Origin of the sequence: Paenibacillus ginsengihumi DSM 21568, from assembly GCF_000380965.1 — a bacterium.
Classification (GTDB): domain Bacteria; phylum Bacillota; class Bacilli; order Paenibacillales; family NBRC-103111; genus Paenibacillus_G; species Paenibacillus_G ginsengihumi.
The window spans coordinates 62,052-87,606 of record NZ_KB905561.1; the positions used below are offsets into that span (position 1 = coordinate 62,052).

26 protein-coding genes are annotated in these 25,555 nt (G+C 59.7%); 16 read left to right on the plus strand and 10 right to left on the minus strand.

The features are described from left to right. The first annotated feature begins 32 nt into the window (after nucleotides 1–32). Genes F591_RS0109840 through F591_RS0109850 form a run of 3 tightly spaced genes read left to right on the plus strand, consistent with a single transcriptional unit; the run spans nucleotide 33 to nucleotide 4,924 of the window. Nucleotides 33–2,096, plus strand: a complete 2,064-nt coding sequence (locus F591_RS0109840) for a beta-galactosidase (protein ID WP_019534430.1) — start codon at nucleotides 33–35, stop codon at nucleotides 2,094–2,096. A 19-nt stretch (nucleotides 2,097–2,115) separates the two neighbouring features. Continuing rightward, entirely contained in the window at nucleotides 2,116–4,728 is a 2,613-nt protein-coding gene (locus tag F591_RS27755) for an exo-rhamnogalacturonan lyase family protein (protein ID WP_040741421.1), read from the plus strand. 13 nt (nucleotides 4,729–4,741) lie between these two features. Further along, nucleotides 4,742–4,924, plus strand: coding sequence for a hypothetical protein (locus F591_RS0109850; protein ID WP_019534432.1), 183 nt, complete (start codon nucleotides 4,742–4,744; stop codon nucleotides 4,922–4,924). Nucleotides 4,925–5,062: 138 nt separating this feature from the next. Here the strand turns inward: F591_RS0109850 and F591_RS0109855 are convergent, their stop codons facing one another. Further along, nucleotides 5,063–5,695 (minus strand): FusB/FusC family EF-G-binding protein, encoded by a 633-nt coding sequence (locus tag F591_RS0109855; RefSeq protein ID WP_019534433.1) that lies wholly within the window; start codon nucleotides 5,693–5,695, stop codon nucleotides 5,063–5,065. A gap of 224 nt (nucleotides 5,696–5,919) precedes the next feature. Beyond that, nucleotides 5,920–7,377, minus strand: coding sequence for a catalase KatA (gene katA, locus F591_RS0109860; protein ID WP_019534434.1), 1,458 nt, complete (start codon nucleotides 7,375–7,377; stop codon nucleotides 5,920–5,922). Nucleotides 7,378–7,942: 565 nt separating this feature from the next. Between katA and F591_RS0109865 the strand changes: the two genes are divergently transcribed. The 6 genes from F591_RS0109865 (at nucleotide 7,943) to F591_RS0109890 (ending at nucleotide 11,444) form a co-directional block, all read left to right on the plus strand. After that, the gene (locus F591_RS0109865; protein WP_019534435.1) at nucleotides 7,943–8,395 is read left to right on the plus strand and encodes a GreA/GreB family elongation factor; all 453 of its coding nucleotides are present in this window, start codon (nucleotides 7,943–7,945) and stop codon (nucleotides 8,393–8,395) included. A gap of 26 nt (nucleotides 8,396–8,421) precedes the next feature. Further along, entirely contained in the window at nucleotides 8,422–8,568 is a 147-nt protein-coding gene (locus F591_RS31340; RefSeq protein ID WP_156829507.1) for a hypothetical protein, read from the plus strand. A 51-nt stretch (nucleotides 8,569–8,619) separates the two neighbouring features. After that, nucleotides 8,620–9,132, plus strand: coding sequence for a cation:proton antiporter regulatory subunit (locus F591_RS0109875; protein ID WP_019534437.1), 513 nt, complete (start codon nucleotides 8,620–8,622; stop codon nucleotides 9,130–9,132). After that, nucleotides 9,132–10,349, plus strand: coding sequence for a cation:proton antiporter (locus F591_RS0109880; protein WP_019534438.1), 1,218 nt, complete (start codon nucleotides 9,132–9,134; stop codon nucleotides 10,347–10,349). Before F591_RS0109875 ends, F591_RS0109880 begins: the two co-directional genes overlap by 1 nt. Nucleotides 10,350–10,569: 220 nt before the next feature. Further along, a complete protein-coding gene (locus tag F591_RS0109885) occupies nucleotides 10,570–11,259 on the plus strand; it encodes a rhamnogalacturonan acetylesterase (protein ID WP_019534439.1) in 690 nt (229 codons plus the stop codon). Then, nucleotides 11,259–11,444 carry a hypothetical protein gene (locus tag F591_RS0109890; RefSeq protein ID WP_019534440.1) on the plus strand — a complete coding sequence of 62 codons (186 nt, stop codon included), beginning with the start codon at nucleotides 11,259–11,261 and terminating at the stop codon, nucleotides 11,442–11,444. Before F591_RS0109885 ends, F591_RS0109890 begins: the two co-directional genes overlap by 1 nt. Nucleotides 11,445–11,446: 2 nt before the next feature. Here the strand turns inward: F591_RS0109890 and gerQ are convergent, their stop codons facing one another. The 8 genes from gerQ to urtA all read right to left on the minus strand — a co-directional run bounded on the left by gerQ (nucleotide 11,447) and on the right by urtA (nucleotide 19,215). After that, nucleotides 11,447–11,992, minus strand: a complete 546-nt coding sequence (gene gerQ, locus F591_RS0109895) for a spore coat protein GerQ (RefSeq protein ID WP_019534441.1) — start codon at nucleotides 11,990–11,992, stop codon at nucleotides 11,447–11,449. A gap of 106 nt (nucleotides 11,993–12,098) precedes the next feature. Continuing rightward, nucleotides 12,099–12,521: a cell wall hydrolase gene (locus F591_RS0109900; protein ID WP_019534442.1), complete on the minus strand. Its 423-nt coding sequence runs from the start codon at nucleotides 12,519–12,521 to the stop codon at nucleotides 12,099–12,101. A 602-nt stretch (nucleotides 12,522–13,123) separates the two neighbouring features. Continuing rightward, nucleotides 13,124–13,960 (minus strand): aldo/keto reductase, encoded by an 837-nt coding sequence (locus F591_RS0109905; RefSeq protein WP_019534443.1) that lies wholly within the window; start codon nucleotides 13,958–13,960, stop codon nucleotides 13,124–13,126. Between the two features lie 293 nt (nucleotides 13,961–14,253). Further along, complete coding sequence (gene urtE / locus F591_RS0109910) at nucleotides 14,254–14,997, minus strand: urea ABC transporter ATP-binding subunit UrtE (protein ID WP_019534444.1); 744 nt, start codon at nucleotides 14,995–14,997, stop codon at nucleotides 14,254–14,256. After that, nucleotides 14,990–15,781: an urea ABC transporter ATP-binding protein UrtD gene (urtD, locus tag F591_RS0109915; RefSeq protein WP_019534445.1), complete on the minus strand. Its 792-nt coding sequence runs from the start codon at nucleotides 15,779–15,781 to the stop codon at nucleotides 14,990–14,992. The genes urtE and urtD overlap by 8 nt, the downstream gene beginning before the upstream one ends. A gap of 27 nt (nucleotides 15,782–15,808) precedes the next feature. Continuing rightward, nucleotides 15,809–16,918 carry an urea ABC transporter permease subunit UrtC gene (urtC, locus tag F591_RS0109920; RefSeq protein ID WP_019534446.1) on the minus strand — a complete coding sequence of 370 codons (1,110 nt, stop codon included), beginning with the start codon at nucleotides 16,916–16,918 and terminating at the stop codon, nucleotides 15,809–15,811. A gap of 26 nt (nucleotides 16,919–16,944) precedes the next feature. Then, on the minus strand, nucleotides 16,945–17,850 hold the full coding sequence (gene urtB / locus F591_RS0109925; RefSeq protein WP_019534447.1) for an urea ABC transporter permease subunit UrtB: 906 nt from the start codon (nucleotides 17,848–17,850) through the stop codon (nucleotides 16,945–16,947). Between the two features lie 93 nt (nucleotides 17,851–17,943). Then, a complete protein-coding gene (gene urtA / locus F591_RS0109930; protein ID WP_019534448.1) occupies nucleotides 17,944–19,215 on the minus strand; it encodes an urea ABC transporter substrate-binding protein in 1,272 nt (423 codons plus the stop codon). Between the two features lie 310 nt (nucleotides 19,216–19,525). Here urtA and F591_RS0109935 point away from each other — a divergent pair, with 310 nt between their 5' ends. From F591_RS0109935 to cyoE, 7 genes are all read left to right on the plus strand, one after another. Further along, on the plus strand, nucleotides 19,526–19,828 hold the full coding sequence (locus tag F591_RS0109935; protein WP_019534449.1) for an urease subunit gamma: 303 nt from the start codon (nucleotides 19,526–19,528) through the stop codon (nucleotides 19,826–19,828). Nucleotides 19,829–19,937: 109 nt separating this feature from the next. Then, nucleotides 19,938–20,303: an urease subunit beta gene (locus tag F591_RS0109940; protein WP_019534450.1), complete on the plus strand. Its 366-nt coding sequence runs from the start codon at nucleotides 19,938–19,940 to the stop codon at nucleotides 20,301–20,303. 10 nt (nucleotides 20,304–20,313) lie between these two features. Next, entirely contained in the window at nucleotides 20,314–22,020 is a 1,707-nt protein-coding gene (gene ureC / locus F591_RS0109945; protein WP_040741426.1) for an urease subunit alpha, read from the plus strand. 47 nt (nucleotides 22,021–22,067) lie between these two features. Beyond that, a complete protein-coding gene (locus tag F591_RS0109950) occupies nucleotides 22,068–22,796 on the plus strand; it encodes an urease accessory protein UreF (protein WP_019534452.1) in 729 nt (242 codons plus the stop codon). A gap of 30 nt (nucleotides 22,797–22,826) precedes the next feature. Next, entirely contained in the window at nucleotides 22,827–23,489 is a 663-nt protein-coding gene (gene ureG, locus F591_RS0109955; protein WP_019534453.1) for an urease accessory protein UreG, read from the plus strand. Further along, nucleotides 23,482–24,318, plus strand: coding sequence for an urease accessory protein UreD (locus F591_RS0109960; RefSeq protein ID WP_026326504.1), 837 nt, complete (start codon nucleotides 23,482–23,484; stop codon nucleotides 24,316–24,318). Before ureG ends, F591_RS0109960 begins: the two co-directional genes overlap by 8 nt. A gap of 266 nt (nucleotides 24,319–24,584) precedes the next feature. Further along, the gene (gene cyoE, locus F591_RS0109970) at nucleotides 24,585–25,517 is read left to right on the plus strand and encodes a heme o synthase (protein WP_019534456.1); all 933 of its coding nucleotides are present in this window, start codon (nucleotides 24,585–24,587) and stop codon (nucleotides 25,515–25,517) included. Nucleotides 25,518–25,555 lie beyond the last annotated feature (38 nt).

Here is a 25,555-nt window from a genome sequence, read left to right on the forward strand (position 1 = left end):
AAAACGCAGACGAGGGCCAAAGGAGCGATGGTATGAAAAGATATCCGCCCATCAGCAGCAAAGTTCCGGCGTTTCTGCACGGAGCCGACTATAATCCCGATCAGTGGCTGCAATACCCCGGCGTCTTCGAGGAAGACATCCGGCTGATGAAAAAAGCGAAGTGCAACGTCATGTCCGTCGGCATTTTCGCCTGGACCGCGCTGGAGCCGGAGGAAGGCGTGTACCGGTTCGAGTGGCTCGACCGGGTGCTGGATACGTTCGCCGAGCACGGCATTTATGCGTTTTTGGCGACGCCGTCCGGCGCCAGACCAGCCTGGATGTCGCAGCGATATCCGGAGGTGCTGCGCGTCGGAGCGAACCGCGTCCGCAATCTGCACGGCCGGCGCCACAATCACTGCTTTACATCGCCGGCTTACCGCAGGCACGTCACGCGCATGAATACGCAGCTCGCCCAGCGTTACGCTCACCATCCGGCCGTTATCGGCTGGCACGTGTCCAACGAATACGGCGGCGGCTGTCACTGCCCTTACTGCCAGGAAGCTTTCCGCAGCTGGCTGAAGGCCAAATACGGCACGCTGGAGCGGCTGAACGAGGCGTGGTGGACAGCGTTTTGGAGCCACACGTATACGGACTGGAGTCAGCTCGAATCGCCGGCGCCGCACGGGGAGCAGGAGACGCACGGGCTCAATCTGGACTGGCGCCGGTTCGTGACCGACCAGACGGTCGATTTTTGCCGGCACGAGATCGCGCCGCTTAGGGCGGTCCGCTCCGACCTGCCGGTGACGACGAATTTCATGCTCGCCTACGAGGGACTCAACTACCGGAAATTCAGCGACCTGCTCGACGTCATCTCCTGGGACAGCTATCCGGCCTGGCACGAGGCGGACGACGACAGCGACGTGGCCGCCTGGATCTCGCTGAACCACGACTATTTCCGCTCGCTCAAGGACGGGCGTCCGTTCATGCTGATGGAGAGCACTCCCAGCAACACGAACTGGCAGCCGATCAGCAAGCTGAAGCGGCCCGGCATGCACCTGCTGTCGTCGCTGCAGGCGGTGGCCCATGGCTCGGATACGGTGCAATATTTTCAGTGGCGCAAAAGCCGGGGCTCCAGCGAAAAGTTCCACGGAGCGGTCGTCGATCATGCCGGCCATGAGCATACCCGGGTGTTTCAGGACGTCGCGCAGGTGGGAGAGGCGCTGGAGAAGCTGAAGGATGTAATCGGCACGAGCGTGCAGCCCGAGGCGGCGATCATATTCGATTGGGAGAACCGCTGGGCCGTCAAGAACGCGCAGGGGCCCCGCAATCAGGCGATCAAATACGAGGAGACGATTCGGGCTCATTACCGTCCGTTCTGGGAAGCCGGGGTGCCGATGGATGTGATCGATTCGGAGAGCGACTTCTCGAAGTACAAGCTGGTTGTCGCCCCGATGCTGTATATGGTCCGTCCCGGCGTAGGCGAGCGCCTCGAGCGATTCGTGGAGAACGGTGGCACCCTCGTCGCCACCTATTGGTCGGGCATTGTCGACGAGAACGACCTGTGCTTCCTCGGCGGCTTCCCCGGCCCATTGCGCAAAGTGCTCGGCATCTGGTCCGAGGAGATCGATTCGCTGTACGACCGCGACAGCAATCGCGTCATTCCGAAGGAAGGCGGCGTACTGCCGCTGGGCAGCGAGTATCGCGCGGCGGAGCTGTGCGATCTGATTCACCTGGAAGGGGCGGAGGCGCTGGCGCATTACGGCGGCGACTTCTACGCAGGACGGCCGGCGCTGACGGTCAACCGGTACGGGCAAGGAAAAGCTTATTATATCGCTTCGCGGAACGATGCATCGTTCCACGCCGATTTCTACTCGGCCCTGATCCGCGAGATGGGCATCCGCCGCACGATCGGGACAGAGCTGCCGCCGGGCGTCACCGCCCAGCTTCGCACGGACGGAACGACTGATTACGTCTTCTTGATGAATTTCAGCGGCAAGGAGCAGACCGTCGCTTTGGACGGAAAATCATACACCGATGTTCTGACGGGAGAGGCGCTGCCGCCGCAGGTGAAGCTGGGCGTTCACGGGATCGTGATCGCCGCGCGGCCGTCGGAATGATCGAAAGGAGCCTGACAGCATGAGTCAACAACCTACCATATCGCTTCGTTGGTTAAAAGAGCGCCCGCACGTGCCCGCCGGCGTCACCTGGGGCGTGCCATGGGCGCGGGGCGAGCTGCGCAGAGGAGAAAGCCTGGCGCTCGTCGCGCCGTCGGGCGAGCCGGTCCCGGTGCAGAGCTGGCCGACCGCCTATTGGCCGGACGGCAGCGTGAAGTGGACCGCGCACGCCGCTTCGCTGCTCCAGGCCGAGGAGGGCGAGTACACGCTGATGCGCGGGGAAGGGGCTGCGCCCGCCGAGCGCATCCGTGTGACCGAAGCCGAGGAATACATCGAGGTGGATACCGGAGCGATCCGCTGCCGGATCAACCGGCAGGGGGATTCGGTCATCCGCGAAATTGTCCGCGGGGAGGCGCGCGTCTGTTCGGGCGGTCAACTGGTCGGGATTCGCGAGTCGCGGGCATATACCTTGGGCAGTCGCACGGTCAAGGAGGAGCCGTTTGCCGGCTATATCCGGCGGGCGGCCGTCGAGCAGAGCGGGCCCGTCCGCGCCGTGGTCAAGCTCGAAGGCCGGCACCGGGCGGCCGCGGCCGACGCGCGCGAATGGCTGCCCTTCACGCTGCGGCTGTATTTTTATGCCGGCCAGCACGGGATCAAGGCGGTGCATACGTTTCTGTACGACGGCAACCCGCACAAGGATTTTATCAAAGGGCTCGGGATCGCTTTCCGCGTGCCGCTGGAAGGGCCGCTGTACAACCGGAACGTCCGCCTGGCGGGCGACACGGGATTGTTCAGCGAATCGCCCAAAAACTTGCTGAACTGGCGTCTCGATCCCCAATATAATGAAGCGTACCGCCGCCAAATCGCCGGTCTGCCGATCAAGCTGAACCCGGCGGAGGACGAGCGGCTGCTGGAGCTGCTGGACGACGCCGCGGTGTGGGATGCGTACAAGCTGACGCAGGTATCGGCCGATTCGTATACGATTTATAAACGGACGGATAAAGCGGAATGCAGCTGGATCAGGGCCGTCGGCGGCCGCCGCTCGGCAGGGCTCGCCTATGCCGGCAGCGAGGCGGGCGGCCTTGCGGTCGGGCTGCGCCGCTTTTGGCAGAAGTGCCCGTCGGCGCTGGAGGTTCGCGGCTTATCCGGCAGCGAAGCGGTCGTGACGGCATGGTTCTGGTCGCCCGACGCGCCGGCCATGGACCTGCGCCATTACGATACGGAGACGCATGTCGCATCGGCTTACGAAGGCGCGGACGAGCTGCGCAGCACGCCGTACGGCATCGGCAACACGAGCGAGCTCGGCATCTGGTGCTTCGACGCCGCCCCGGCCTCGGAGACGCTGCGCAAGCTGGCCGGGGAGAAGGAGGAGCCGCCGCTTTTCGTCTGCGCGCCCGAGCACTATCACGGCGTGAAGGCGTTCGGCGCCTGGAGCCTTCCGGACCGCAGCACGCCCCTTAAGGCGCAGCTCGAGGACACGCTGGACGAAGTCGTGCGCTTTTATCAGGAGGAGGTCGAGCAGCGCGGCTGGTACGGCTTCTGGGATTACGGCGACTTCATGCACAGCTACGACCCGGTGCGCCATACGTGGAAATACGATATCGGCGGCTGCGCCTGGCAAAATACGGAGCTGGCGCCGAACTTTTGGCTGTGGTACATGTTCCTGAGGAGCGGGCGGGAGGATCTGTTCCGGCTGGCGGAGGCGATGACCCGCCATACGAGCGAGGTGGACGTGTATCATATCGGCGAGTACGCCGGGCTCGGCTCGCGCCACAACGTGCTGCATTGGGGCTGCGGCTGCAAGGAGGCGCGGATCGGCATGGCCGGCCTGCATCGGTTCTATTATTATCTCACCGCGGATGAAAGAATCGGGGACATTATGGACGAGGTGAGGGATGCGGATTACGCGCTGGAGCGGCTCGATCCGATGCGCTACTACTATCCGAAGGACGAGTTCCCGACGCATGCCCGCAGCGGCCCCGATTGGGCAGCTTTCTGCTCGAACTGGATGACCCGGTGGGAGCGGTATGAGGATCAGGCCTGCCTGGACAAGATGCGCGTCGGCATCGACAGTCTGAAAAAGATGCCGTACCGCCTTCTGACCGGACCGGTGTTCGGATACGATCCGAAGACCGGAGAGCTGTCCTTCATGGGCAACGAGAACTGGGGACACCATCTCATCATCTGCATGGGCGGCGCCCAGGTATGGATGGAGCTTGCCTCGCTGCTGGATGATCCAGAGTGGGAGAGCATGCTGGATGAGTTCGGAGAGTTCTACAATTTGCCGAGCGAGGAGAAGGCGCGCCGCACGTCCGGGGAGATTCAAGGGAAGCAGTGGAATATCCCGATGCTATCGACTTCGCTGGCTGCCTACTCCGCCGCCCGCCGCAACGACCGGGAGCTGGCGCAGCTCGCCTGGAAGCTGCTGCTGGAGGAGCAGACCCATTGGCAGGTCAGCCTGAAGCTGGAGACGGAGGACGTGGACGGAACCGAATACGTCAGGCCGCTCCGCGAAATTCCGTGGATGTCGACCAATACCGCCTCCCAATGGTCGATCAATGTCATCATTTGCCTGGAGCTGATCGGACAGGAGCTTCCGCAGCAAGCTCGCGCGAGTCAAGCGGGAGCCTTATAAGGAGGGAGAAAAGATGCCGGGTCCCGCACAACCGCCGCAGGCGCCGCTGTTCCGCGACCCGATCCATGACGGGGCAGCCGACCCGACCGTCATCTGGAATCGGGAAGCCAAGGAATGGTGGACGGTGGCGATTCATAAGCCGAACAAGTCTGCCCTGGAACGGCCTCATTTTCTGGCGTGGAATGGCGGGGCGTAGGGCGACGGTCGGTAACGGAGGGCCGGGTCGGAACGGCAGGACATCGCTTGTAACGTGTCGAGAGATAACAAAAGGAGCTGCTGCGGCAGCTCCTTTTGATTCTTATGGGGTCAATCCTGAACATTGGATGATGATTCGTCAAGTACCGATCACGCTGCGAATAAACTTTTCCAGCGCGTCGACGTTCGTAATGTGCTTGTTGCATTCCCGGCTGTCCAGACACATGTAGTTCCCGACCGCTTTATAATAATCGGGCGAAGCATGGGCCGGCCGCGCTTTGGATACCGCGGTGAACAGCGCGGTCTCGCTGTGCCTGTTGCACAGAAAGCAGACGCTTTTTTTATGGGTAGGCGTGTACTTCCCTTCAATGCCGACGACTTGTCCGTCCAAAGGGTAAACGATGAACAGTTTGGTGGAAGAGATATCGACCCAGCCGAGATAGGTAACGAATCGATAATCAACGGACAGATCGGGAAGCGCCAATTTTTTATTTTTTGGAAACAGCTTGCGAATTTGCTTCTCGGTCAGCTGCGGGAATTCGGCAAGATGCATTTCTGCGGAACTGAGGTACTCCCGGAAATCGTCCGCCGTATTCAGCGAGGCGATCGGGTCCAGCAGCAGCTGCTGAATATCCGGCGATTCGGATAACAGCTCCATGATCTTGGATTGCACGCTGTAACGGACCGACGCCACGACCTTCGGGTCAGAAGCGGTTTGGCAGGCGTTCTGGAGGTACCTTAAATTATAAGGCAAAAGCACACGAAGCGCCAAGGTAAAATTCGCTTAAGCTTTTGGAGCCGGGCGCGAAGAGCGGGCCGAAGCTGCAATAAGCTTTAGTAACAAACATGAAGAGTCGGCCGGATATGGGATGAATAGGTTGCGATATTCGCTCCCGCGCGGCTGAAACAAGCACAGACTTCCCTTGAGGGCACCCGCGCCCGATGTAGGGAAGTCTGTTTTTACGCTTGACTTATATTCTGCTGAGCGCCCCGGACTTATTCGTTCTGCGGCGCAGGCAGCCCGAGGCCGTCGGCGATGCGCTGTCCGAGATCCGGGTCGGCTTTGTGCCAATGGCCGATTTGCCGGATTTTGATCTCGTCCTTCTCGACGGGCTTCATCGCGGCGACGATGTTGCGGACGAGGCGGTCGCGCTCAGCCTCGCTCATCAGCCGGTACAGGTCGCCGGCCTGGGTATAATGGTCGTCGCGGTCATACGCAACGCTGTCGGCCATGCCGGATACCTCGAAAGGAGCCGTCCTGTGCGCGGGAGATTCGCTTGCTCCGCCGTAGCTGTTAGGCTCATAATAGACAGAAGCGCCGCCGTTGCCGTCGAACCGCATTTGGCCGTCCCGCTGGTTGTTGTTCACCGGAGCGATCGGGCGGTTGATCGGCAGCAGATTGTGGTTGACTCCGACGCGGTAGCGATGGGCGTCCGAGTAAGCGAAGAGGCGTCCCTGCAGCATTTTGTCCGGCGAAGCCTCGATGCCCGGCACAAAATTGCCCGGAGAGAACGTCGCCTGCTCGACCTCGGCGAAATAGTTGTCCGGATTGCGGTCGAGCACCATGCGTCCGACTTCGATCAGCGGATAATCTTTCTGCGACCATACTTTCGTCACATCGAACGGATCGAAGCGGTACGTATTCGCGTCCTCCAGCGGCATAATCTGCACGCACAGCTTCCAAGCGGGGTAATCGCCGTTTGCAATGGCGTTGAACAGATCCTCCGTATGATAATCCGGGTTTTCGCCAGCCAGCTTGGCGGCCAGATCGACATCCAGGTTTTTGATGCCTTGCTCCGTTTTAAAATGATACTTGACCCATACGCCCTCCCCTTGCGCGTTCACCCATTTGAAGGTGTGGCTGCCGTAGCCGTGCATATGCCGGTATGTCGCCGGAATGCCGCGGTCGGACATGAGGATTGTCACCTGGTGCAGCGATTCGGGAGATAGCGACCAGAAGTCCCATACGGCGTTCGGATTTTTCAGATGGGTCTGCGGATGGCGCTTCTGGGTATGAATGAAATCGGGAAATTTGATCGCGTCCCGGATGAAGAACACCGGCGTATTGTTGCCGACCAGGTCATAGTTGCCTTCCTCGGTATAGAACTTGACGGCGAAGCCGCGCGGGTCGCGCACCGTATCGGCAGAACCAAGCTCGCCGGCCACTGTAGAGAAACGGACGAATACCGGAGTGCGCTTGCCGACCTCCGACAAAAAGCTGGCCTTCGTATACCGGGTGACATCGTTCGTTACCTCGAAATAACCGTGCGCGCCGGCGCCTTTGGCATGAACGACGCGTTCGGGAACGCGTTCCCGGTTGAAATGGGCCAGCTTCTCCAGCAAATGCACATCCTGAATCAGCGTCGGCCCGCGCGAGCCTGCCGTCATGGAGTTCTGGTTGTCGCCGACGGGAGCGCCCCAGCTCGTGGTCAAATCGTACTTGTTAGAAGACATATGCCATTCACCTCATCAATGAATAGATTAGAATCGTTTTGCTTGATAGCGAGAATGCAATTGAGAATCAGTATCAATGACTATGATGATAATTTAAACGATTATTACTTAATAGTCAATACTTTTTTATAATTATTCTAAAATAATATTTATTATAGATAATTAGACAATATGCAGAAGAGCGTGTGTGAAAATGGCGCGGGGCCTAAGTCGAGCGGTGGGAGCATTCACGGACGATGCCTGGAGCTTGAGGAACTGCAGCCTGGATATAGACATTTTATGACAAATGTTTCAATTCATTCTATGATCTGCTGATTCTGTTGATCTTTGCACTCGAGTATGCGATAATGAAGCTAAGAGGCATTTCGTTTGCTGGCGCGAACGAAGTGCCTTCACGCATGTTTAAGGCTTTTTTACATTTAATGTATGCAGCTTCTCAATAAGGAGGCGATTCCGTTGGATAGGTGAGCAGCGCGGCCTGTAAAAATGTCGCGTGTATTTATTTAGATTTAGTATTAGTCTATTTAATGGCCTATTCATCTCGTTGTCCGAGGCAGGTGGTTGTATGCATGGAATAGAGTCGGTCCGGCCCGTCCGCGAAATGCTGTCGCACCAGCTCCGCGTCCTGGCGGAGGAGAAGGAGCGGATTGCGCTGGCGCAGGACGGGATCGGTTCGAAGAATACGAGCGATTTTATCGAACGGTATATGGCGATGCTGCAGGAATGGATCGGTGAGCATGAAGGAGAGTTTGAAGGCGAACAGGAGCCGTCTCCTCCATTTGTCGTGATTGGCGCCGATATCCAGCTGCTGCATCTCGGTACGATGAAAACAAGCTGGGTGCGTCTCGTGTTCCCGGGGGAAGAGAATCCGGACCGCGGCCGGTTTTCTTATTTATCCGAAACGGGAAGACAGCTGCTGATGCGCCTGGAAAGACAATATTTCAGAATCTCCCTGTACGGCAAGAACGAGGCAGTCGTCATCGGCGGCATCCAGTTCCCCGATTCGGACGATCCTTAGAAGGGAGCGGCGTGGGAGGTAGGTATGTGATGAAGCATCCAGGCAAACCGGAAGAGCGGCCGGAGGATGAGCGTAAAGTCGAACGATTTTTTGCGATCCTGTCCTACGGAACGGCTGTCTTATTGCTGCTCACTTTGGCTGTTGTCGGATACAGTATGTGGTTTGCGCCATAATCAATGTGATGCAGGGGGGCTCAAGAGGGCCGTGACCCCTGGATGGAGGGAATGGATTTGGAAATTAAGGAATCCGCATTGCCGGGCATCGGTCAAAAATTTTGCGTCGAAACCCGGAGCGGAGAACGGCTTGTCATTATCGTTCACAATGACGAGCGGCGCGAAATTTTTCGGATGAGCGAGAGCGATCCGGATGAGGTGCTCGCCGTCGTCACGCTCAGCGAGGAGGAATCGCGGGCGATCGCGGCCATTCTGGCCGGCATCGTCTACAAGCCGAAGCTGGAGGAGACCAGGGAGGCGGTGCTGGAGGATCTGATCATCGAATGGATTCGGGTCGAGCCTTCGTTCGCATGTATCGGCAAGCGGATCGGGGAGCTGGATCTTCGGCAAAGAACGGGGGCGACCGTCATCGCGGTCGTCGAGAAGGATCATCGCAAAACGATTAATCCCGGACCGGACTATGTGTTCTCTTCCGGCTCGATGCTGATCGTCGTCGGGGAAAGGATACATTTGAACGGTCTGAAGCAGCTGCTGTCGAAAGGAGAAGCGAAAGGGGCGGAGTAATGGCGGAAACGCTTGTTTTCGAAGTAGGTCTTGCCGCAGCTTTGATTACGATCGTCGGTTTTCTGTCTTCGAAGCTGCGCTTTTCGGTTATCCCTTTTTATATATTGGCTGGAATGGCCGTGGGGCCGCATGCCCCGCATTTTTGGATCATTGACCTAAGGTTTATCGAAAGCTCGCTGTTCATCGATTTCATGGGCCGTCTCGGCATTTTATTTCTATTGTTCTATCTGGGACTCGAATTTTCTGTCAAACGGCTGGTCAAATCGGGCCGGGCCATTCTTATCGGCGGCACTTGCTATGTCGTGATCAATTTCGCCTCGGGGCTCTTGCTCGGTTGGAGCGCGGGGATGCCGCTGCATGAAACGCTCGTCATCTGCGGCATCATGACCAGCTCATCGACGGCGATCGTCGCCAAGGTGCTGGTCGATCTGAAGCGGACGGCCAATCCCGAGACGGAAATGATTATGGGCATGATCATGTTCGACGATTTGTTCGTCGCGGTGCACATCTCCCTCTTGTCCGGGCTCGTGCTTAGCGGCGCAGGCTCTCTGGCCGATGTGCTGCTTGTTTCGCTGTCTGCGCTCGGCTTTATTATCGCATTTTTGGTTGTCGGCCGGTTCGTTGTCCGCTGGATCGACAAGGCGCTGAATGTGTCCACTCCAGAGCTGTTTCTTCTCACGATTATGACGCTTCTGTTTCTCGTTGCCGGGTTTTCGGAGACGCTGCACGTGGCCGAGGCGATCGGCGCGCTGCTGATCGGTCTCGTGCTCGGCGAATCGCAGCATGTCAAACGGATCGAACATCAAGTGCTGCCATTTCGCGATTTTTTCGGCGCCGTGTTTTTCTTCGGATTCGGGCTCACCATCGATCCGCTCTCCCTGGGCGGGGCGGTATGGATGGCCATTGTCGGCGTCGTATTTACGATCCTCGGCAATTACGCCGCTGGCGCGATCGCCGGCCGCATCGCCGGCTTTTCGTCCAAAGCGTCGCTCAATGTCGGCCTGACGCTCGTCGCCAGAGGCGAATTCTCGATCATTATGGCGAACATCGGCAAAGCCGGCGGCCTGCTGCCGACCGTGCAGTCGTTCGCCGTGCTGTATGTGCTGCTGCTCGCCATACTGGGTCCGCTGCTGGCGAAGGAATCGAAGTCGATCTACCGGCTGCTGCAGGCAGTCAAAGGCTGGCCCAAGCGGGGAGAGCGGGACGTCGGCCAATAGTCGGCGGGAGTCGGCGGGGCTTGCCGCCGCGCGGCCTTTTCTTCGCAGCAGCGGAGCCGGGATGACAGGCCAAAATCTCATTGAGGAAACTATCGCTTTCCTATATACTCGTTCTTGGAAGCCGGGCGGCCCGCCTTGGGCCCATCGATTCAGACGGCAATAGAAGAGACCGATGGCGAGGCTTGTTCGCCTGCAGGGACGACAGGAGATGAAGCGTTTTATGAAGGAAGGCAGGAAACCGGTGCGCATCTTTATTGCGGGCGATTCGACCGCGGCCACGTATCCGCAGGAGCAGGCGCCGATGGCCGGGTGGGGGCAAATGATCGGACGATTGTTCGGCCCGGAGGTCGAAGTGGTCAATGAAGCCAGATGCGGGCGCAGCTCGAAGAGCTTTATCGCGGAAGGGCATCTGCAGCGGATCGAGGAGGCGATCGGCGCCGGCGATTACCTCATGATCCAGTTCTGCCATAACGATCAGAAGCCGGACGAGGAGCGGCATACCGACCCGGAGACGACGTATCCCGAGCATTTGGCGCGCTATATCGAGCTGGCCGTCGCCAAGAACGCGCGGCCCGTGCTGCTGACCTCTGTCGAGCGCCGGCATTTCGACGAAGCGGGGGAGCTGACGCCCTCTCACGGCGCTTATCCGGATGCGATGAGGAAGCTGGCCAGGGAACGCGGCGTGCCGCTGCTTGATCTGTGTCCGCGGACGCAGGAGCTGTACCGATCGCTCGGACCGGAAAACTCGAAGCGGCTGTTCGTCTGGCTGAAGCCGAACGAGCATCCCAATTACCCGGATGGCGTTCAGGACGACACTCATTTCAACGAGGACGGCGCGGCACAGGTGGCAGCGCTGGTGGCGGAAGAAATCCGCAAGTCGGACCTTCCACTGAAAGAATACCTGATTTGATGCGTTCCAAGTTTTCGGGTGAGCGGCAAGCGGAGGCTGCCAACGGCGGATCGCATTCGCCTGGCCGCAAAGCCTGGCGGGTGGCATTCGCCCGGGCCGCAAAGCCTGGAGCGAAAACGGCCCGCAGGCTGGCGGCCGCCGCACAAACGACGCCGGCGCAGGAGATTCCCTGCGCCGGCGTCTGACGTTATCGTCCCGTCTGCGTCCCGCCGCCGATCGGGTAAGTATAATTCAATTCCTGGTCGAATGTGATGTAATCCAGATTGACCATCAGCAGCAAGTAGCGCAAGCCGGTCGCCGGGTCGCTGATAATGATATGATCGCGGCCCGCGGCCTCCAGCCGGCCTTTGAATACTTTGGCGTTCCATTCCGAATTGTTCTCGAACGTCATGTAGATGGTTGCCATCTTGCCGAGATTGAGCCGCAAAATATTCTCGATGTAGGATTGCTCGATCGGCAGCTGACCCGGCGGGGTTATACCGGCGACTGGGGTCGGCTGGGGTACGGAGAAAGGACCCGAGATGGTTGCGCCGCTCGTTCCCGGCGGCGGAGTCATGTGCTGCTGCCCAAGCGTCTGCGGGAACATCGACTGCTGCAGCGGCGGCTGTCCCATGGGCTGCTGCGCATGGGGCACCCCCTGGGCATAGGACGGATATCCGTATGGCGCGGCGCCGCCGGGCACGCTGCCGCTCGGGATGCTGCCCCCCGGCCTTGGGTATATATTGCTTGTCATTTGAGCAAAACCCTCCTTGCATCTTCATCGTTTGCGGCCGATCCAACCGCTTGTTACATGGTATGCAGCGAACAGGTTGTCCCATTAGCTTTTTTGCGCGCGTTCCTTAGTAAGCGCTGGGGCAATCCTGGCGCGAAGGATTATAGAAGCAATGCGCTTTGAAGCGGCCCGCATGAGTTTGGTTCCACCAGGTGGGGGGACATTGGCCTTCGGGACGGAAATACCAGAGCGCGTTGGAGGCCGGATGCTGCCGTTCGCCGTTTACGGCTCTGCGCGCCAGCCGGATCTCCGACTCGCGGGCCCGCTGATAGAAATAGCCTTTTTGAGTCGCCTCGAAGCCCCCTGGGCTCTGGAACACCATCTGCGGGATCGTGCGAATGTTTTTGAAGTCCAGACAATCCACACGCACGCGGTTGACCCCGACGTTGCCCACCATGAGCATTCCGAGATCGCCTTCCCCTTCCGCCTCCGCCCGGAGAAGCCGGGCCAGCAGCTTCAGATCGTTGGAATTCGCCTTAATGACAGCCATGACGGTCGATCACATCCTTTTTTCTGGGCTTATGCACAGACCATTATATGGAGCGCCCGGCCAAAAGGTGACATCTCCCGAAAAAAAGCCGGCGGGCTGCCCATTTGTCCTGACGTGACTAAAGGGTTGAAGGTCAGCAAATGTTGTATTTTGTGCAATAAAAACGGGGGAATCAACCATATTTGCGGCTCAAAGTTGTAGAACGTACAACATTTCGGGCGATATTCACGGGTATGAAGCTCATCCCGCCCAAATTGTTGCACAAAATACAACATTCTCCTTCCTCGAGCGCAAAGGACACGGAAAATGTTGCACTTTTTGCAGGATTCGTCGCTTCATGTGCCCAGGGGGGCCGGGGGAGGGCAGAACCAACACGGAGTTCGCACGCTGGCGCAAAGTGCGTGCACCAACGCGGAGCTCGCGCGCTGCCGCAGAGTGCATGCACCAACGCGGAGCTCGCCTGCCAGCGTGAGAGAGCGGGGCGGGGGAGTGCGGCGTGAACCCAAAGAGCAGAGACGGCAAGCGGCGCAAAACGCTTATCCGATCTGCCATCGGATAAGGCGTCTTGCGCCGCCTTCGTGCGCCGGAAAGCGCTCATGATGCTAGAAGTTGAAATTGTCGGGATCGGGCCCAAACCGCTTGTTTTGATTCAGTCCGTCGATTTTGGCCATGTCCTCGTCCGACAGCACAAAATCGAACAGATCCGCGTTGTCGCGAATGCGCTGTTCGTTGATCGATTTCGGAATCGTCACGACGCCGTGCTGAAGATCCCAGCGCAGCACGATTTGCGCCGGCGATTTGCCGTATTTGGCGGCCAGCTCGGAGAGCAGCGGTTGATCCAGATTGCCCTGCATGAGCGGGCTCCATGCTTCCAGCTGGATTCCCTTCTCCTTGCAGTAAGCCCGCAGCTCCGCCTGGTTCAGCAGCGGGTGGAACTCGACCTGATTCACGGCAGGAACGACGCCGCTGTCTTCGATAATATCGCTTAGGTGGTGCACCTGAAAGTTGCTGACGCCGATCGCTTTGACCCGGCCTTCCTTCTGAAGCTGGATCAGCGCTTTCCACGTTTCCTTGTATTTGCCTTTGACCGGCCAATGGATCAGGTAGAGGTCGATCGTCTCAAGGCCCAGCTTGCGCAGGCTTTCGTCGAAGGCGCGAAGCGTCGTATCGTAGCCTTGATCGCTGTTCCACACCTTGGTCGTGATGAACAGCTCCTCGCGGGGCACGCCGCTCTCCTTGATCGCCGTACCGACCCCCGTCTCGTTGCCGTACACTGCGGCGGTATCGATCGAACGGTAGCCGGCCCGGATCGCATGCTTCACGGCCTGGATCACTTCGTCGCCTTCCTTGGTTTTCCATACGCCAAGGCCGACCCATGGCATCTTGACGCCGTTGTTCAGCACGGTCGTGTCGGCAATGTGCCTTATAGTCGTTGTCATCGGTGGATTCCCCTCCCTGAATCGATTGAAGGACCTTGCGCGGACAGGCCCTTTTGTTCATCATAACACACTTTCTCATGAAGGCAAAAAAAGGACCTTCGGCCTTGAGAGTATACCGAAAAGTCCGTCGAAAAATCCGTCAAAAAGCCTGCCCAAAAGTCCTCCGAAAAGCCGCCGAAAAGCCGCCGAAAGGCCCGCCGAAAAGCTATCCAAAAGTTCTCCGAAAAGTCCGTCGAAAGGCCCGCCGAAAAGCTGTACAACAGCCGCCGAAAACCCCGGTGCAGCGCGTAAGGTTATACCGCCAGATGCTGCTTCATCTGCTCCTCGTTCAGCTCCCCGGAGCCGCCCTCGGCCACGATCGTGCCGCGGTCCAGCACGTAGTAATAATCGGCGATTGCCGTCGCGAACGACAGGCTCTGCTCGACGAGCAGCACGGACATGCGGCGGCTTGCTTTGATCGCGGCGATGACGTTCTCGATATCCTGCACGATGTTGGGCTGGATGCCTTCCATCGGCTCGTCGAGCAGCAGCAGCTTCGGTTCGGCGACGAGCGCCCGGGCAATCGCCAGCTGCTGCTGCTGGCCGCCGCTCAAATCGCCCCCTTTGCGCCGCAGCATTTCCTTCAGGATCGGAAACATCTCGAAGACCGATTCCGGGATGCCTTTGCTGCGCAGCGGGGCGGCCGCTGCTTCCAGGCCGAGCAGCAAATTTTCCTCCACCGTGAGCTGCTGGAAAATTTCCCGCCCCTGCGGGACGTAGCCGATGCCCGCTCTTGCCCGCCGGTCCGGGGGAGCGCTCGTCAGCTCCATGCCGGCATAGCGGATGACGCCGCTCCTCGCCTTGATCAGTCCCATGATCGTCTTCAGCAGCGTCGTTTTGCCGACGCCGTTGCGGCCCATCAGGCAGACGACCTGGCCGGGACGCACGCTCAGGGCGACCTTGCGCAAAATCATGCTCTCGCCGTACCCCGCCTCCAGCCCTTCGATGTCCAACGCGCCGTCCGTTGCCGCTCCGTATGCGGCCATGCCCTTAGTCATTTCGCTCGCCCTGCCTTCCGAGATATACTTCCGCTACGCGGCTGTCGTTTTGAATCTGCTCCATCGTGCCTTCCCGCAGCACCATGCCCTCATGCATGACGGTCACCGCCTGCGCGAAGCGGCGGACAAAATCCATATCGTGCTCGACGACGACAACCGTCTGCTTGTCGCTGATGCGCTGCAAGAGCTCGCCGGTTTTCTCCGTCTCGCTGTCCGTCATGCCGGCCGCCGGCTCGTCGAGCAGCAGCAGCTCCGGCTCCTGGATCAGCAGCATGCCGATTTCCAGCCACTGCTTCTCGCCGTGCGAGAGGGAGCCGGCCTTCTCCCGCGCTTTGCCGGCCAAGCCGATGATGCCGAGGTAATGGTGTATTTTCTCCCGCTGCTCAGGGGTCGTCTTGGCGATCAGCGTGCTGAGCAGCCCCCGTTTCTGGCGCATCGACAGCAGCATGTTTTCCAGCACGGTCAAGGTGACGAAGATCGACGGGGCCTGAAACTTGCGGCCGATGCCGAGCTCAGCGATCTGATGCTCCTGATGCCGCGCCAGATCGATGCTGCCCTTGAACAGCACCTTGCCTCGCGACGGCTTGACTTTGCCGCACAGCACATCGAGCAGCGTCGTTTTGCCGGCGCCGTTCGGGCCGATCAGGAAGCGAAGCTCGCCCGAGGTTAAGGAGAAATTCAGCCCGCGGATCGCCTTGAAGCCGTCGAACTCCACCTCCAGCCTGTCGACGCGCACTAGCGGCTCTGCAGGCTCCTGCTTAAGCGACGATGCGGTCATGCTCATAAACTTGCAGCCTCCTTGTTAAAAAAATTAAATATCGGCTGCCGGCGACGCCGGCGGCGCCTGGCGGGCGGGCATCCCGTCTTCTTGGCCGCGGGAGGAGAACCAGCCTCTGCGCTCGCTCCATTCCTTGACAGTGCCGGCAATGCCCTTCGGCAGGAACAGGACGACGACGATGAACAGGGCCCCCAGCATGATCGGCCACAGTTCCGGATACGCTTCGCTGAGGGCCGACTTGGCGGCGTTCGTGACGATGGCGCCAAGCACGGCGCCAAACAGCGTGCCGCGTCCGCCGATGGCGACCCACAGCACCATCTCGATCGACGGCACGATGCCCATTTGCGCCGGCGAAATAATGCCTTCCTGCAGCACGAACAGCACGCCGGCCAAACCGGCAAGCGCAGCCGATGCGCAGTAAATGAACACCTTGTAGGCGACCGGGTTGAAGCCGATGAACCGGACGCGGTTCTCGGCGTCGCGGACGGCGACGAGAATTTTGCCGAGCCGGCTCGATACGAGCCATAAGGAAGCGGCCAGCGTCGCGATGACGACGGCGACCGTCACATAATACAGCGTCAGCTTCGTCTGCGGATCGCCAAGCGGGATGCCGAGGAACGTATCGAAGTTGGTCAGCCCGTTCGTTCCGCCGGTGTAGCCCTGCTGCCCTACGAACAGCGTCACCGTGATGATTACGAGCGCTTGGGACAGGATGGAGAAAAAGGAGCCTTTGATTCGGTTGCGGAACGTCAGGTAGCCGAGCACGAAGGCGACGGCAACCGGCACGAGCAGGGCGAGCACAAGCGCGGCTCCCGCCGACCGGAACGGCTCCCAGAACCACGGCAGGCTTTCGACGCCGCTCCACGACATGAAATCGGGCAAGTGGCCGCCGGCGGCCGCCAGCTTCAGATGCATGGCCATGCAGTAAGCGCCGAGGCCGAAATAAACGCCGTGACCGAGGCTCAAGATGCCGGTATAGCCCCAGATCAGGTCGAGCCCGATGGCGAGCACGGCATAAGCGAGAAATTTGCCCAGCAGCGACAAGCGGAACTCCGACAGCAGCATGGGCGCGATCAGCAGAACGGCCATCAGTATCAGCGTCAGCACAATTTTCATTCGGGTGCTGCCAATCCTTAACATCATAGAACGGTTCACTCCTTCCGGCAGCCTTAATCCAGCGCCCGGGATTTAACGGTAACGAGCCCTGCGGGCTTCCACTGCAGGAACGCGATGATCAGCGTGAAGACGATCACCTTGCCCAGCGTGGCGCTCGTCGCATACTCGAACAGCGTATTGAATACGCCGATGCCAAGCGCGCCGGCTACTGTGCCGATCAGCTTGCCGATCCCGCCAAGCACGACGACCATGAAGGCGTCGACGATATAATAGGTGCCGATCGTCGGGCCAATCGGTCCGAGCAGCGTCAGCGCGCAGCCGGCAATGCCGGCCAGCCCGGAGCCGAGCGCGAAGCCGAAGGCATCGACCCGGCGGGAAGAGATGCCGACGCAGGAGGCCATCGAGCGGTTCTGCATGACCGCGCGCATATTGCGGCCGCCGCGGGTGCGGTACAAATAAAGATAAATGGACGCCAGGCAGACGATGACGAGCGCGATGATGAACAGACGCTTGTAGGGCAGCGTCAGCTCGGCGGTGACGGCGAGCCCTCCCTCCAGCCAGGCGGGGGCCTGGACGGCGACGTTCGGCGCGCCGAAGATGCTCCGCGCCGCCTGCTGCAGGACGAGGCTGACGCCCCAGGTGGCGAGCAGGCTGTCGAGCGGCCGGCCGTAGAGGTAGCGGATCAATGTCGTTTCCAGCAGCCAGCCGATCGCTGCGGCGACCAGGAAGGCAACGGCGAGCGACAGGATGAAATAATACCCGAACACGGAGGGCGGGAGAAATTGCTGGAACAGCTGCTGCACCGTGTAGGCCATGTAGGCGCCGATCATGATGAATTCGCCGTGGGCCATATTGATGATGTTCATCAGACCGAATGTAATGGCAAGGCCGAGCGCGATAAGCAGCAGGATGGAGCTTAGGCTGACGCCGTTGAACAATTGCAAAAACACGAGGCTCATTCACAATCACTCCTTCATAGGTCGGAGACAGGCATAATGGCGGGGGCTGCCTGTCAGGAAGGCAGCCCCGGCGTCAAACGGCGATGGATGGAATCAGGACTGCGGGGAAACCGCAGCGCCCCAAGGGTATGTCTTGAGGAAAGGATCAGGCTTCACCGGCTGGCCGGAGTTCCATACTTCCTTGAACATGCCGTCCGCCTGAATCTCGCCGATCCGCACCGTTTTGTACACATGCTGGTTCTCGCCGTCGATCGTCACTTTGCCGCCCGGCGCGCTGAACTCGATGCCTTTGGCCGCTTCCTTCACTTTGTCCACCTCGAACGATCCCGCCTTCTTCACCGCTTCTGCCCACAGATAGACGCCGAAATATCCGGCCTCGATCGGGTCGCTCGTTACGCGCTCGCTGCCGTACTTGGCCTTGTACGCTTCGACGAACTTCTTGTTCTCGGGCGTGTCGGTCGTTTGGAAATAGTTCCAGGCGGCATAGTGGCCTTCCAGCACCGAAGCGCCGATGCCGCGAATTTCCTCTTCGGCGATGCTGACGGACAGCGTCGTCAAGTCGTTTGCCGTAATGCCCGCATCCTTCAGCTGCTTGAAGAAGGCGACATTGCTGTCCCCGTTCAGCGTATTGAACACGACGTCCGGCTTTTCTTTCTTGATTTTGCTGATGATGGCGTTGTAATCGGTATGGCCGAGCGGCGTATATTCCTCGGCGACGAGCGTGCCGCCTTCGGCTTTCAGCTGCTCCTTGATAATTTTGTTAGCCGTTCTCGGGAATACGTAATCGGAGCCGAGCAGGAAAAATTTCTTGCCTTTATTTTCGAGCAGCCAGGTGACGGCCGGGACGATCTGCTGGTTCGTCGTCGCTCCGGTATAGAAAATGTTCGGCGAAGATTCCAGTCCTTCATACTGCACCGGGTAAAAGAAAAGGCCGTTGTTTTGTTCGACGACCGGCAGCACCGCCTTGCGGCTGGCGGATGTCCACCCGCCGAAGATGACGGCCACCTTATCCTTTTGCAGCAGCTTCTTGGTTTTCTCCGCGAAGGTCGGCCAGTCGGACGCGCCGTCCTCGACGACCGGCCTCAGCTGCTTGCCGAGCAGGCCGCCGGCCTGGTTGATCTCCTCGATCGCCAGCAGCGTAGCGTCTCTGACGGACACCTCGCTGATCGACATCGTTCCGGTCAGGCTGTGCAGGACGCCGACGTAAACCGTGTCGTCTCCCGATCCGGCGCCGGCCGCGGCATCCGTGCCCGGCGATCCTGCCGTTCCCGACGAATTCGTCTGCGATGCGCAGCCGGCCAGCAGGGCGGAGAACGACAAGCTGGCAGCCATCAGCAGGGTCAATGCTTTTTTCTTTACTTTCATAAAGATCAACTCCCCTAATTATTGGCATTGCCGGATTGCTTACATGCCTTATCATATTTCATATCGTAATTTAGTGTCAATATACCTAACATAATTTTTGTTAAAATGATTTTTGTGAATTGATTTGACCATTTTGCGTGCTTTAAAAAGACATATAATCAAATAAATAACTGTAAATATACAAAAAATGGATAATTAAAGACATTATCTTGTAATAAAAATTAACATTCAATATTTACAGCTGCACAAATGACGAATATAATAAACGTATCAGCAACGGATTATTCGTGTTTGGATGAGGAGGCATCGTATGTATTTGACCGAGAGGGAGAAGGAGAAGCTGCTCGTGACCGTGGCCGCGGATATCGCCCGGCGCCGGCTGCAGCGGGGCGTGAAGCTGAATTATCCGGAGAGCGTCGCGCTCATTACCTCCGACATGATGGAGAGGGCGCGGGACGGCATGTCCGTCGCCGAGCTGATGGCATACGGCACGACGATCCTGAAGGCGGAGCAAGTGATGGAGGGCGTGCCGGAGATGGTGCACGAGGTGCAGGTGGAGGCGACGTTTCCCGACGGAACGAAGCTGGTGACGGTGCATCAGCCGATCCGCTGAAGCGGGTGCCGATGCGGGCGCATCCGGGCGAAGCGTCAGCACAAGCCGCGGGCAGGGCAATTATTCGCGAGGAAGAACAGTTATTTGGGAAGCAGGGAGGGGTTGCGTGATGATTCCTGGAGAATATCGGGTTGGCGAAGGCTCGATTCGATTGAACGAAGGCAAGGAACGGGTCGTGATCCGTGTTGTCAATACCGGAGACCGTCCCGTGCAGGTCGGCTCCCATTATCATTTCTTTGAAGTGAACCGCGCGCTCCGCTTCGAGCGGCAAGCGGCGTTCGGCATGCGGCTGGATATTCCCGCCGGAACGGCGGTCCGGTTCGAGCCCGGCGAGGAAAAGGAAGTGACGCTCGTCGAGCTCGGCGGCGCGCGGCTTTCGTTCGGACTGAACGGCTTGACCCAAGGCCGCGTGCGCCGCGGCGTGCTGCCGGAGCCGGTGCGGATTCGCCTGACCGAATGGGAGGAGGGCTGCTGATTTGAAGGAGATGGACCGGAAAGCCTATGCGATGATGTTCGGGCCGACGACCGGCGATGCGGTGCGGCTGGCCGATACACAGCTGTGGGCGCGAATCGAGAAAGATTACACGATATACGGAGAGGAATGCAAGTTCGGCGGCGGGAAGGTGATTCGCGACGGCATGGGGCAGTCCAGCCGCCATACGCGCGCCGACGGCGTGCTCGATACGGTCATCACGAATGCGGTCATCATCGATCATTGGGGCATCGTCAAGGCCGATATCGGCATCCGCGACGGCGTCATCGTCGGCATCGGCAAAGCCGGCAACCCGGATATTATGGACGGCGTGGACGCGAAGCTGATTGTCGGAGCGTCGACCGAGGTGATCGCCGGGGAAGGCAAGATCGTGACGGCCGGCGGCATCGATACGCACATCCATTATATATGCCCGCAGCAGATCGAGACGGCGCTGCAGTCCGGCGTGACGACGATGATCGGCGGCGGCACGGGGCCGGCCGCGGGCACGAGCGCCACCACCTGCACGCCGGGCGCCTGGCATATACACCGGATGCTGGAGGCCGCCGAGGCTTTTCCCATGAATCTCGGTTTTACGGGCAAGGGCAACGCCGCCTTCGAGGAGCCGCTGGCGGAGCAGGTGGAGGCCGGCGCGATCGGCCTGAAGCTGCACGAAGACTGGGGCACGACGCCGGCTGCCATCGACGCCTGCCTGCGCGTCGCGGACCGCTACGATGTGCAGGTGGCGATCCATACGGACACGCTCAACGAGGCCGGCTTTGTCGAGGATACGGTCCGCGCCATCGGCGGCCGCACGATTCATACGTATCATACGGAAGGGGCGGGAGGGGGGCATGCGCCCGACATTATCCGCATCGCCTCGGAGAGCAACGTGCTGCCGTCTTCGACGAATCCGACGCGGCCATATACGGTCAACACCGTGGAAGAGCATCTCGATATGCTGATGGTCTGCCACCATCTAGACAGCCGCATTCCGGAGGATGTCGCTTTCGCCGATTCGCGGATTCGTCCCGAGACGATCGCCGCCGAAGATATATTGCACGACATGGGCGTGTTCAGCATGATCAGCTCCGACTCCCAGGCGATGGGCCGGGTCGGCGAGGTGATCATCCGCACCTGGCAGACGGCGGACAAGATGAAGCGGCAGCGAGGAGCGCTGCCTGAGGACGCGGCGGCGGAAGGCGACAACTTCCGCATCAAGCGGTACATCGCCAAATATACGATCAATCCGGCGCTCGCCCATGGCATCGCGCATTTGGTCGGCTCGGTCGAGCCGGGCAAGCTGGCCGATCTTGTCGTCTGGTCGCCGGCGTTCTTCGGCGTCAAGCCGGATATGGTGGTGAAGGGCGGCATGATCGCCTTCGCCCAGATGGGCGATCCGAACGCGTCGATTCCGACGCCGCAGCCGGTGTTCGGGCGTCCAATGTTCGGCGCGTTCGGCCGCGCGCTGCGGCACAGCATTACGTTCGTCTCGCAAGCGGCGTACGATCGCGGCGTGCACCGCGAGCTCGGGCTGCAGAAGCGGGTGGAGCCGGTGCGCGGCTGCCGCAGCGTGACGAAGCAGGACATGATTCATAACGGAGAGACGCCGGCCATCGAGGTGAACCCGGAGACGTACGAGGTGAAGGTGGACGGAGCGCCGGTTACCTGCGAGCCGGTCTCGGTCGTGCCGATGGGGCAGAGGTACTTTTTGTTCTGAAGCACCCGTTCTCCGGAATGCGTCAACGGAAGGAGGTGGCAACGCGCATGAACGCGAGCGCCAACGAGAAGAGCGATCATCGCCCTGTGCCGTTTTCGTGGCTTGCCTACGCGCAGTGGCTCGATTCCGCGCTGCCGATCGGCGGCTTCTCGCATTCGTTCGGGCTGGAGACGCTGGTGCAGGAAGGGCGCGTCCGGACGGCGCAGGACTTGGGCCGCTACATCCAGGCGATGCTGGCGTCAGCCTGGGCCCCGGTCGATGCTTTGGCGGTCAAGGCGGTCTATATATGCGCGCCGGACGCCCGCTGGGACCGCTTGTGGGAGCTCGACCGCTTGCAGCATGCGCAGCGCGGCGCGGCGGAGACGCGGGAGGGCGTCGCCAAGATGGGCCGCCGCCTGCTTCAGCTCGCCCGGTCGGTCTATCCGCAGCTCGATTTCGCGCCGCTCGACGAGGCGATGCGCGAGGGCCGCTGCGTCGGAGCGCATCCGCTCGTTCACGGCTGGCTGTCGCTGCGTCTCGGAGCGCCGCTCACCATCGCGGCGGAAGGATATTTGTACACATGCGTCATGACCTGCATCAACAGCGGTCTGCGGCTCATGTCGCTCGGCCAGACCGACGGCCAGAAGCTGCTGGCAGACCTGCAGCCGGCGATTGGCGAAGCGTGGAGGCAGGCGGAGCGGCTCGACCCGTGGGAGGACGGCGACGGCGGCACGCCGCTGGCGGATATCGCCATGATGCGGCATGAAGGGCTGTATTCGCGGTTGTTTATGTCCTGAATCTCGATACCACTCTAGGAGGAATGGCTTATGTGTCAAGGAGGGGCGCATCATCATCACGAATGGGAGCGGCCGAAAGGCCAGCCTGCAGACCGGCCTATGCGCATCGGCATCGGGGGGCCTGTCGGCTCGGGAAAAACGGCGCTCGTCGAGCGGATCGCTCGCGAGCTAAGCGGCAAGTACAGCATCGCCGTCATTACGAACGATATTTATACAAAGGAAGACGCCGAAATCTTGATCCGCTCGCAGGCGCTGCCGGCCGACCGCATCATCGGCGTGGAGACGGGCGGCTGCCCGCATACGGCGATTCGCGAGGACGCATCGATGAACTTCGAGGCCGTGGAGGAGCTTAAGAGGCGCTTCGACAAGCTGGACATCATATTCATCGAGAGCGGCGGCGACAATTTGGCCGCGGCGTTCAGCCCGGAGCTGGTGGATCGCTTCATTTATATAATCGACGTCGCGCAAGGGGAAAAAATTCCGCGCAAGGGCGGCCCAGGCATTATCCGTTCCGATATGCTCGTCATTAACAAGATCGATCTGGCGCCGCATGTCGGCGCGAGTCTGGCGGTGATGGAAGAGGATACGAAAAAAATGCGCGGAGAGCGGCCGTACATTTTCTCCAATCTGATGGACGGCCAGGGGCTGGACCGCATCGTTCATTGGGTCGAGCACGAATACGGCCATGCCTAGAGTGACAGGTTCGGTGCGCGCCGAGTTCTCGGCTTCCGGGGGCGCGACGCGGCTGGAGCGAAGCGTTCATTCGTATCCGCTGAAAATCGCCAAGACGTTCTCCTTTCCGAACCGCCAGCTCGGCGTCTATGTAATGGATGCATCCCCCGGCATGATGGCGGGAGACCGGTACGAGCTGAGCTGGCATTTCGGCGAAGCGGCGAACGTCTTCGTTACGAACCAGTCGTATACGAAGGTGCATCCGTCCGTTCCCGGAGCTGGCGGCGCCAGCGAGCAGCGCCAAAAGCTTGTGCTGGAGCAAGGCGCCTATGTGGAATACATGCCGGAGCCGGTCACGCTGTACAAGGATGCCCGCTTTCGCAGCGCCACGGACGTCGTCCTCGCGCCGGGCGCTGCGCTTGTGATGAGCGATATCGTATGCCCGGGCCGCCTGCATCGCGGCGAGCTGTTCCAGTACGAGCAGTACCGCAGCCGCCTGACCGTATGGCTGGAGGAGGAGCCCATTTATCAGTCCAGGCAGCGGCTTGAGCCGGCGGCGTCGGAGGTCGAAGCGGCAGGGCGCTTTGAGGATTATACCCACCTCGCTTCCTTTTATGTGTTTTCGGACCGGATCGGCCCGGACACGACCGGCATGCTCCGCGGCGCTCTGGAGCTGTTCATGGAAGCGGGAGCGCCCGTCTACTGCGGCGTCAGCTCCGCGGTCAAGCACGGCGTCATCGTATCGGCGCTGGGCCGTCGGGTGATCGACCTGGAACGGGTCGTCGAGACAGCCTGGACCGCCGTTCGCCGCGAGCTGTTCGGCCAACCGCCGCTAAAGGTTCCCAAGTAACGCCGTAACGCCAAAGCCGCATTTCCCGCGCGCAAGCGATAGGGAGGCGGTTTTTTTGTATGGCCATAAAACGCGGTATAATAGGTGAGGCGGCGCATACCGCGCCGACAGCCGCAGTCCGTGTAAGATTTGTCACATATATCGACAATATTATGAATTCCCCCGCCGCTTTGTTGTCAAACGATTGGCGTGTTGATATGATATAGAAGACATGAAGGAAGGCACGCAGCGATGCGTGTCAAGCTATTTATTGGGAGGTCACCGGAATGAAACAACATAGCCTGGAGCTCGGGACCGACGCGGCAGTGGAAGCGGCGGAAGCGAGCCCGGCAGCGAAGGCGAGCTGGAAAGACTTCGTCCAATTGACCAAACCGGGAATCGTGTTCTCGAACTCGCTTGCGGTGCTGGGCGGCTTTTGGGTTGCCTCCAAGTGGCAGATCGATTGGGCTCTTTTACTATATACCATCGTCGGCGCGGCGCTCGTCATGGGGGCGTCCTGCGTGCTCAACAATTACCTGGACCGCGATTTTGACGTGAAGATGGCCAGGACGAAGAACCGGCCGCTGCCTGCGGGCAAGCTGTCGCCGCAAGTCGTGCTGGTGTACGGCATTATGCTCGGCATCCTGGGACTTGCGCTGCTCTGGTTCGGCGCCACCCCGATCTCGGCGATGCTCGGCCTGATCGGCATGTTCCTCTATGTGTGGGTATACACCGCCTGGTTCAAGCGCACTTCTGTCTGGAGCACCTTCGTCGGCAGCTTCGCAGGCGCGATGCCGCCGATCATCGGCTACTGCGCGGTAACGCCGCAGCTTGATGCGGGAGCGCTCATATTGTACAGCTTCTTGTTTCTGTGGCAGCCGCCGCATTTCTGGGCGCTGGGCATTCGCCGCCTGGAAGAATACCGCGCTGCCGGTTATCCGCTGCTGCCCGTCGTGAAGGGAACCTATATCACCAAGATGAGCATCATCCGGTATGTCGTTCTGCTCGTCCCTGTATCGCTGACGCTGTACTTGTTCGGATATGTCGGCCTCGTGTACTTTTTTGTGGCTGCGATTATGGGGCTTCTGTGGGTATTCCTGGCCCTCAAAGGCTTCAAGGCCGAGGATGAAGAGATGTGGGCCAAGAAAATGTTCATTTTCTCCGTCAATTATTTGACTCTTCTGCTGATCGTCATGATTATTAACACGGCGCAAGGCTGAGACGGTTCAAATTAGCGATTCCCATGCGTTTTTTGCAT